A 6,019-nucleotide genomic window follows, 5' to 3' on the forward strand; every position below is an offset into this window, starting at 1 on the left:
GGCCCGCTCCCCCTGGGGGAGCGGGCCTTACCTTCAGCTGTTCAGCTGATCAGCGTGCGGCGGATGCCGTCGCGTCAGCTCTGGCCGCCGGCCAGCTTCTCGCGGAGCGCGGCGAGCGCCTCGTCCGACGCCAGGGCGCCGGAGTTGTCGGCCGACTCCGAGGAGTACGAGCCGCCACCGGAGACGTTGCCACCCTGCGGGGCGGCGCTGCCGGCCTCGGCCGCGGCCTGCTCGTCGGCCTCGCGCGACTTGATGACCTGCGCCTGGTGCTGCTCGAAGCGCTGCTGCGCCTCGGCGTACTGGCGCTCCCACTCCTCGCGCTGCTTCTCGAAGCCCGGCAGCCAGTCGTTGGTGTCGGGGTCGAAGCCCTCGGGGTAGATGTAGTTGCCCTGGTCGTCGTAGGACGCGGCCATGCCGTACAGGGTCGGGTCGAACTCGACCGCGGACGGGTCGGCACCGAAGGACTCGTTGGCCTGCTTCAGCGAGAGGCTGATGCGGCGGCGCTCGAGGTCGATGTCGATGACCTTGACGAAGATCTCGTCGTTGACCTGGACGACCTGCTCCGGGATCTCCACGTGGCGCTCGGCCAGCTCGGAGATGTGGACCAGGCCCTCGATGCCCTCGTCGACGCGGACGAACGCACCGAACGGCACCAGCTTGGTGACCTTACCCGGAACGACCTGGCCGATCTGGTGGGTACGGGCGAACTGCTGCCACGGGTCCTCCTGGGTCGCCTTCAGCGACAGGGAGACGCGCTCGCGGTCCATGTCGACGTCCAGGACCTCGACCGTGACCTCCTGGCCGACCTCGACGACCTCGGACGGGTGGTCGATGTGCTTCCAGGACAGCTCGGAGACGTGGACCAGACCGTCGACGCCACCCAGGTCCACGAAGGCACCGAAGTTGACGATGGAGGAGACGACGCCGGAGCGCACCTGACCCTTCTGGAGGGTGGTGAGGAAGGTCTGGCGGACCTCGCTCTGGGTCTGCTCCAGCCAGGCGCGGCGGGACAGGACCACGTTGTTGCGGTTCTTGTCCAGCTCGATGATCTTGGCCTCGAGCTCCTTGCCCACGTAGGGCTGAAGGTCGCGGACACGGCGCATCTCGACCAGGGAGGCCGGGAGGAAGCCGCGGAGGCCGATGTCGAGGATGAGACCACCCTTGACGACCTCGATGACGGTACCGGTGACGATCCCGTCCTCTTCCTTGATCTTCTCGATGGTGCCCCAGGCACGCTCGTACTGGGCGCGCTTCTTCGAGAGGATCAGGCGACCTTCCTTGTCCTCCTTCTGGAGAACCAGGGCCTCGATCTCGTCACCGACGGCGACGACCTCGTTGGGGTCGACGTCGTGCTTGATCGAAAGCTCTCGGGAAGGGATGACGCCTTCGGTCTTGTAACCGATGTCGAGCAGGACCTCGTCCCGGTCGACCTTCACGATGACGCCGTCGACGATGTCGCCGTCGTTGAAGTACTTGATCGTCTCGTCGATCGCGGCGAGGAAGGCTTCCTCGGAACCGATGTCGTTGACCGCCACCTGCGGGGTGGTGCGGGTTGCCTCGGTGCTGCTCGTCATGTGGGAAAGGGCTCCGGTACGGACAGTGAGTCGTAGGTACTGCTACGCCGGGAGCCCGTATCGCACTGCCGAAGCCGGACAGCCTTGGAGACGCCGGACCCCGGAGAACCGGGGGCGCCTCGACAACCGAGGGGACATACAACAGATGCGAGCGCAGCCTGCTCCGTCTGAGGTGCGCAGGCCCGCAGCGCAACTTGTAGCATACGGGGGCAGCCGGGCATGGTCAATGCGCGAAGAGCACACCTGGGGCTTACCGCCTCATACCCGGCGGCGACAAGGCCCGTACCAGCCGCTTTTCCGATCGGGGACGACACTGGTGTCTCCGGTCCGACGATCGGACGACGATCGAACGTCGGACGAAGATTAACGACGACGGGCGCGAAGAGCCAAGAATGAGCGACGACGAAACGGAAGCGGTGGCCACCCGCCGTGCGGCGGGCGACACCGAGAGCAGCCGGGCGAGCCGCGGCTGGTGGGACCGGAACGCCGACGAGTACCAGCTGGAGCACGGCGCCTTCCTGGGCGACGACCGGTTCGTGTGGGGGCCGGAGGGGCTGGACGAGGCCGACGCGGCCCTGCTGGGGCCGGCCGAGGGCCTCCGGGGGCGGCGGGTCCTGGAGATCGGGGCGGGCGCGGCGCAGTGCTCCCGCTGGCTGAGCGGGCGCGGGGCGCTGCCGGTGGCCCTGGACCTCTCCCACCGCCAGCTCCAGCACGCGCTGCGGATCGGCGCCGGCGCGCCGGGGGCGCCGGACGTCGCCCTGGTGCAGGCGGACGCCGGGGCGCTGCCCTTCGCCGACGCCTCGTTCGACCTGGCGTGCTCCGCGTATGGGGCGCTGCCGTTCGTGGCGGACCCGGTGCGGGTGCTGCGCGAGGTACGGCGGGTGCTGCGGCCGGGCGGGCGGTTCGTCTTCTCGGTCACCCACCCCCTGCGCTGGGCGTTCCCGGACGAGCCGGGGCCGGAGGGGCTGTCGGTCGCCGCGTCGTACTTCGACCGCACTCCGTACGTCGAGCAGGACGAGAACGGGGACGCGGTCTATGTGGAGCATCACCGGACGGTGGGCGACCGGGTGCGCGACGTGGTGGCGGGCGGCTTCCGGCTGATCGACCTCGTCGAGCCGGAGTGGCCGGAGTGGAACGACCAGGAGTGGGGCGGCTGGTCCCCGCTGCGGGGGCGGCTGATCCCGGGGACCGCGATCTTCGTCTGCGAGCGGGACTGAGCGTCTGCGCGCTCGTACGGCCTCAGGGGGATCGAGCGCACCGGTTCCCTGCCGGGCCCGGGCCCGGCGGGGGCCGGACGTCGCGGTCGGGGGCGCGGCCGGGGGCGCGGCCGGGAAAGACTGGGCCCTGTGATCCGTACTGACGACCCCGCCCTCCGTACTGACGCCCTGGACCGGCTGCCCATACGGTCCGCGCTGCCCGCACTGCTGACGGCGCTCGACGAGCGCGGCGCCGCCGTGCTGTACGGGCCGCCCGGCACCGGCAAGACGACCCTGGTGCCGCTGGCCCTGGCCGGGCTGCTGCCCGGGCCCCGCGGCGGCAGGCCCCGCCGGGTGCTCGTCGCCGAGCCGCGCAGGATGGCCGTACGGGCCGCCGCCCGTCGCATGGCGTGGCTGCTGGGCGAGGAGCCGGGCGAGCGCGTCGGCTTCACCGTGCGCGGCGAGCGGCGGTGCGGCCCGCGCACCGTGGTGGAGGTGGTGACGACCGGAGTACTGCTGCAGCGGCTGCAGCGCGACCCTGAGCTCCCGGGGGTCGACACCGTACTGCTGGACGAGTGCCACGAGCGCCATCTGGACGCCGATACGGCGCTCGCCTTTCTGCTGGACGTGCGGGCCACGCTCCGGCCCGAGCTGGAGGTGATCGCCGCCTCCGCCACCTCCGACCTGGACGCCTGGTCGCGGCTGCTCGGGCGGTTCGACCCGGCGGGCCCGGTGCCCGTCGTCCGGGGCCGGGGCAGCGCGCACCCCGTGCGCGCCGAGCACGCGCCGCCACCGGCGGGTGTGCGGCCGCCGCACGGCACCCGGGTCGACCCCGCCTTCCTGCGGCACGTGGCGGCGACCGTACGGGCCACGCTGCGCGAGCCGGAGGGCGACCTGCTGTGTTTCCTGCCCGGCGTCGGTGAGATCGGGCGGGTCGCGGCCCTGCTGGAGGGCGCCACCGCCCCGGACGGCACGCCCACGGAGGTTCTGCAGTTGCACGGCCAGGCGCCGGCGGCGGTGCAGGAGAGCGTGCTGGCCGGCGGCGACGGCCGGCGCAGGCGGATCGTCCTGTCGACCTCCGTGGCCGAGTCCAGCCTCACCGTGCCGGGTGTCCGGATCGTCGTGGACTCGGGGCTGGCGCGCGAGCCCCGTACGGATCAGGCGCGCGGCCTGGGCTCGCTGGCGACCGTACGGGTGTCGCGGGCGGCGGCGGAACAGCGGCAGGGGCGCGCCGGGCGCGAGGCCCCCGGTGTCGTGGTCCGCTGCTGGGCGGAGGCGGACGACGCCTCGCGGCCCCGCTGGCCGGCGCCGGAGATCGCGGTGGCGGATCTGACGACCTTCGCGCTCCAGGCGGCCTGCTGGGGCGACCCCGGGGCGACCGGGCTGGCGCTGCTCGACGCGCCGCCCGCGGGCGCGCTGGCGGCGGCGCGGGAGGTGCTGCGGTGCGTCGGGGCGGTGGCCCGCCCCGACGGAGCGGACGCCCGCGGCGGCGGGAACGCGCCCGGGGCGGGGGCGGGTGACCGTGACGGGCCGGTCACCGAGCGCGGAAAGGCGATGGCCCGGCTGGGCCTGCACCCCCGGCTCGCTCGGGCGCTCATGGACGGCGCCCGGGAGGTCGGCGCGCGCCGGGCGGCCGAGGTCGTGGCCCTGCTCAGCGAGGAGCCGCCCCGGGCGTACGGGGACGACGTGGTCGCCGCGTGGCGCACCGCGCGCCGGGGCGGCGACGGGTACGCCGCGCGCTGGCGCGCGGAGGTGCGGCGGTTGCTCGCGGCGGTGGAGCGGGGGCCTTCGGCCGCGTCGCTGGAACACGGCCTCCCGGCCGCTGGGGAGCGCGGGGCTTCTGCCGCCGCGGGAGCGGCGCCCCCGGGCGGGGGCCATGGCCAGCACGGCGACGCGCGGGCCGCCGCAGGAGGCCGTGGGACAGGAGCCGCTCCGGCCGAGGCCGCCGGAAACCGCGAAGGCGGCCTCGTTCGGACCGCGGAACACCACCCGAGCGAAGCCGGCCCTGCCCGGGCCGGGAGCGGGGCGGCGGACAGCCGGGCTCCCGCCCGGGGCGGAGGCGGGGCAACGGGCGGGCGAAGCTCGGCACGCAAGGACGCACCCAGCGCGGCGGCCGGCGGCGGCCCGGCGGACAGCCGGGCCCCCGCCCGGGACGGAGGCGGGGCAACGGGCGGGCGAAGCTCGGCACGCAAGGACGCACCCGGCGCGGCGGCCGGCGGCGGCCCGGCGGACGGCCGAGTCCCCGCCCGGGACGGAGGCGCGGCAACGGGCGGGCGAAGCTCGGCACGCAAGGACGCACCCGGCGCGGCGGCCGGCGGCGGCCCTGTCGGCGGAGCAGCGGACAGCCGGAGCCGGGCGAGCACGGGCGCGCCCGGTCCTGCCGGCGGGGCCCCGGGGGTGGGCGACGATGCCGTGGCCGGGCTCGTGGTCGCTTTGGCGTTTCCCGAGCGGGTGGCGCGCGCCCGGGGCGGGGGCGACTATCTGATGGCCTCCGGCACGGCCGCCCGGCTGGCCGACGGCTCACGGCTGGGCAGCGCCCCCTGGCTCGCCGTGGCCGTCGCGGACCGCCCCGTGGGCGCGCCGTCGGCCCGGGTGCGGCTCGCCGCCGTCCTCGATGAGGAGACCGCCGTTCGCGCGGCCGGAACCCTGCGCTCCGACGGCGAGGAAGTCACCTGGTCGGAGGAGCGTGCGGATGTGGTGGCGCGCCGGGTCGAGCGCCTGGGCGCGATCGAGCTGTCCGCCCGCCCCCTGGCCGAGCCGGACCCCGTACTCCTTCGCGCGGCGCTGCTGGAGGGCCTGCGGCGCGAGGGCACGGGGCTGCTCCGCGAGGGGGCGGGGCTGCTGCGCCGGACGCGGGAGGCCGACGAGCTGCGGCAGCGGATGGCGTTCCTCCACCGCGAGCTGGGCGAGCCCTGGCCCGATGTCTCGGAGGAGGCGCTGCTCGCCCGGGCGGAGGAGTGGCTCGGCGTCGAGCTCGGCCGGGCGCGCAAGCGGGCCGATCTGGCCCGCGTCGACGCCGCCGCCGCGCTCGGCCGGCTGCTGCCGTGGGCGACGGGCGAGGCGGCCCGCCTCGATGAGCTGGCCCCGGAGCGGATCGAGGTGCCGAGCGGATCGCGCGTCCGGGTGGACTACGGCGGGGAGCGGCCGGTGCTCGCCGTGAAGCTCCAGGAGATGTTCGGGCTGCGGCGGACGCCTCGGGTCGCGGACGGGCGCGTGCCCGTACTGGTGCATCTGCTGTCGCCGGCGGGG

At 75.0% G+C, this 6,019-nt stretch carries 3 protein-coding genes; 2 read left to right on the forward strand and 1 reads right to left on the reverse strand.

What is annotated here, in order from left to right; genetic code table 11:
• Positions 1 to 74 precede the first annotated feature (74 nt).
• Complete coding sequence (rpsA, locus tag ACSNOD_RS27245) at positions 75 to 1,574, reverse strand: 30S ribosomal protein S1 (RefSeq protein WP_436769727.1); 1,500 nt, start codon at positions 1,572 to 1,574, stop codon at positions 75 to 77.
• A gap of 392 nt (positions 1,575 to 1,966) precedes the next feature.
• On the opposite strand from rpsA, the gene ACSNOD_RS27250 reads away from it, so the two are divergent.
• On the forward strand, positions 1,967 to 2,791 hold the full coding sequence (locus ACSNOD_RS27250; protein ID WP_436769728.1) for a class I SAM-dependent methyltransferase: 825 nt from the start codon (positions 1,967 to 1,969) through the stop codon (positions 2,789 to 2,791).
• Positions 2,792 to 2,920: 129 nt separating this feature from the next.
• The coding region (locus ACSNOD_RS27255) for an ATP-dependent helicase C-terminal domain-containing protein (RefSeq protein ID WP_436769729.1) at positions 2,921 to 6,019 on the forward strand (3,099 nt) is incomplete at its 3' end.

Origin of the sequence: Streptomyces sp. URMC 123 (assembly GCF_051386515.1) — a bacterium.
Classification (GTDB): domain Bacteria; phylum Actinomycetota; class Actinomycetes; order Streptomycetales; family Streptomycetaceae; genus Streptomyces.